This is a genomic window from Bradyrhizobium sp. Kon56 (assembly GCF_055807635.1).
Map to the genome: position 1 here is coordinate 1 of NZ_JBVVOU010000136.1, position 550 is coordinate 550.

Sequence of the window (550 nt, forward strand, 5' to 3'; positions counted from 1 at the left end):
AACGAGCCCTCGGGTTTCATCCTGACCACCATCCTGGGAATAGTGGGCGCGTTCGTTGCGACCTATCTTGGCCAATCTCTCGGCTGGTACCGGCCAGGAGAAGGCGCAGGACTAGTGGGGGCAGTGGTAGGCGCCATCATCGTGCTTTTCATCTACGGTTTTGTAGCCGGTCGCAGCCGTCGGGCCATCTAACCACAGTGACGGAATTCTGCGCGTTAGCGGAGAATTCGCCCGGTGTGAAAGGCGATCGGCAAGATGAAATGGATGCTCGTTGTCCTGGTAGGAGGCATGACCCCGGTCAACACCGACCTTGTTTTCGACAAATTCGCCGATTGCCTTGCCGCCGAGGAGCAGATGCGAAAGCACTATACGGACGCTTTCGAGGCCTGGGACCGATGGGCCGCGGCCAATATCGAGCGACGACGCGAATACTCAAAGGTCCGCGATCTCCAGGCCAAACGCCTGCTCAGCAACATCGGTACGTGCGTCCCTCATGCGGGCGGCGACCCCGCGGCGCTTCAGCAGCAGAGCAATCCGACACCTTCTCAAA

General features: G+C 59.5%; 2 protein-coding genes. Both read left to right on the plus strand.

The window, feature by feature from the left end; translation table 11 throughout:
* Positions 1–192 (plus strand): GlsB/YeaQ/YmgE family stress response membrane protein (locus AC0L3B_RS38295; RefSeq protein WP_473382747.1); only part of this gene is annotated, 192 nt, incomplete at its 5' end.
* 63 nt (positions 193–255) lie between these two features.
* The coding region (locus tag AC0L3B_RS38300; RefSeq protein ID WP_473382749.1) for a hypothetical protein at positions 256–550 on the plus strand (295 nt) is incomplete at its 3' end.